This is a genomic window from Acetomicrobium mobile (assembly GCF_937920065.1).
Genome location: NZ_CALETC010000281.1, coordinates 1 through 2,500, shown reverse-complemented (window position 1 = coordinate 2,500; position 2,500 = coordinate 1). Strand labels below are relative to the sequence as shown.

Sequence of the window (2,500 nt, the reverse complement as noted above, 5' to 3'; positions counted from 1 at the left end):
AGGTTAAGGGCGGAGACGTCCGGAGCCGTAGGGAAACCGAGTCCGAATAGGGCGTCAAGTCGCACGTTGCAGACCCGAAGCCGCACGATCTATCCATGGCCAGGTTGAAGTCCGGGTGACACCGGATGGAGGACCGAACCAATTGGTGTTGCAAAACCATTGGATGAGCTGTGGATAGGAGTGAAAAGCTAATCGAGTGCGGTGATAGCTGGTTCTCCCCGAAATGCATTTAGGTGCAGCCTCTTGCGTTCAGTGACGGAGGTAGAGCACTGGATGGGTGAGGGGGGTGGTGACCCTACCGAACTCAACCAAACTCCGAATGCCGTCACTTAAAAGCAGGGGAGTGAGACCGTGGGGGAAAAGCTCCGCGGTCGAAAGGGAAACAGCCCAGACCGACGGCTAAGGTCCCCAATGCGGGCTAAGTGTGGTAAGGATGTGGAAGAGCTCAGACAGCCAGGAGGTTGGCTTAGAAGCAGCCATCCTTGAAAGAGTGCGTAATAGCTCACTGGTCGAGCGCTTCTGCGCCGAAAATGTAGGGGGCTAAGCTCGCAACCGAAGCCTCGGATCCGAAAAGCCAGATCTTTTCGGATGGTAGGGGAGCGTTCCTGTTGGGCCGAAGTCGCATCGTGAGGTGCGGTGGACTGACAGGAAGTGAGAATGCCGGCATGAGTAGCGTTAAAGCAAGTGAAAGACTTGCTCACCGGAAGCCCAAGGGTTCCTGGGGAAGGGAATCCGCCCAGGGTTAGGCGGGACCTAAGGTGTAGCCGAAGGGCGAAGCCGATGGACAGCCGGTAGACATTCCGGCCCCACCTTGGTGACGTTTGTACCGAAGGGGTGACGCAGGGAGCTAGGCACGCTGGGCGATGGAATGCCCAGTCCAAGGGAGTAGGGGGAGCCTTCAGGCAAATCCGAGGGCTCGAAACCCCGAGACCTGATGGGGAGCCTTAATTATAAGGCGAAGGTGTTGACGCTGCACTGCCGAGAAAAGCCTCTAGGGAGGAGCCAAGGTGCCCGTACCCTAAACCGACACAGGTGGGCTGGTTGAGCAGACTGAAGGTGTACGGGATAACTCTCGCTAAGGAACTCGGCAAGTTGACCCCGTAACTTAGGGAGAAGGGGTGCCCGCGTTAGGTGAACTCTTTTACAGGGGTAGCCGAGGCGGGTTGCAGAAACCAGGTCCAGGCGACTGTTTAATAAAAACACAGGGCTCTGCTAAAGGCGAAAGCCGATGTATAGGGCCTGACACCTGCCCGGTGCCGGAAGGTTAAGGGGAGGGGTTAGCCAAAGCAATTTGGCGAAGCTCCAAACCGAAGCCCCGGTAAACGGCGGCCGTAACTATAACGGTCCTAAGGTAGCGAAATTCCTTGTCGGGTAAGTTCCGACCTGCACGAAAGGTGTAACGATCTGGACGCTGTCTCAGCGAGAGACCCGGTGAAATTGTGGGACCGGTAAAGACGCCGGTTACCCGTGGTTGGACGGGAAGACCCCGTGGAGCTTTACTGTAGCCTGATATTGGACTTTGGTACGTCATGTACAGGATAGGTGGGAGGCTGTGAAGCTAGGGCGCCAGCCTTAGTGGAGCCACCCTTGGGATACCACCCTTGATGTGCTGGGGTTCTAACCGCGAAAGCGGAACAGTGTCAGGTGGGCAGTTTGACTGGGGCGGTCGCCTCCTAAAGAGTAACGGAGGCGCGCGAAGGTCACCTCAAGGCGTATGGAAATCGCCTGAAGAGCGTAAGGGCATAAGGTGGCCTGACTGCGAGAGCGACAGCTCGAGCAGGCACGAAAGTGGGTCCTAGTGATCCGGCGGTTCCGAGTGGAAGGGCCGTCGCTCAACGGATAAAAGCTACCCCGGGGATAACAGGCTTATCTCCCCCAAGAGTTCACATCGACGGGGAGGTTTGGCACCTCGATGTCGGCTCATCGCATCCTGGGGCTGTAGCAGGTCCCAAGGGTTGGTCTGTTCGCCCATTAAAGCGGTACGTGAGCTGGGTTTAGAACGTCGTGAGACAGTTCGGTCCCTATCCACCACGGGCGTAGGGGGTTTGAGAGGAGCTGCTCCTAGTACGAGAGGACCGGAGTGGACGAACCTCTGGTGTACCGGTTGTGGCGCCAGCTGCAGGAGCCGGGTAGCCACGTTCGGAAAGGATAACCGCTGAAGGCATCTAAGCGGGAAGCCTACCTCAAGATGAGACCCCCCACTGGGAAAGCCAGGTAAGGTGTCCTGGAGATGACAGGGTAGATAGGCCGGAGGTGGAAGCCCTGTAAAGGGTGTAGCTGACCGGTACTAATACACCGAGGCCTTGTCCTTAAAAGTTTTTTCCTCTTTTCCTTGTGGTTTTTGAGTCGAGTTTAAAGCAGGCATATGGTGACCATGGCGGAGGGGAAACACCCGGATCCATACCGAACCCGGCAGTTAAGCCCTCAAGCGCCGATGGTACTGCGGGGGGGACCCGTGGGAGAGTAGGTCGTTGCCATGTGCCTGCTTTGTTGTTATTTG

General features: G+C 57.0%; 2 rRNA genes (1 of these 2 cut by a window edge). Both read left to right on the top strand.

What is annotated here, in order from left to right:
• A 23S ribosomal RNA gene (locus Q7P41_RS10445) occupies nucleotides 1-2,311 on the top strand; it begins 688 nt to the left of the window's first position.
• 53 nt (nucleotides 2,312-2,364) lie between these two features.
• Nucleotides 2,365-2,480, top strand: a 5S ribosomal RNA gene (rrf, locus tag Q7P41_RS10440).
• Nucleotides 2,481-2,500 lie beyond the last annotated feature (20 nt).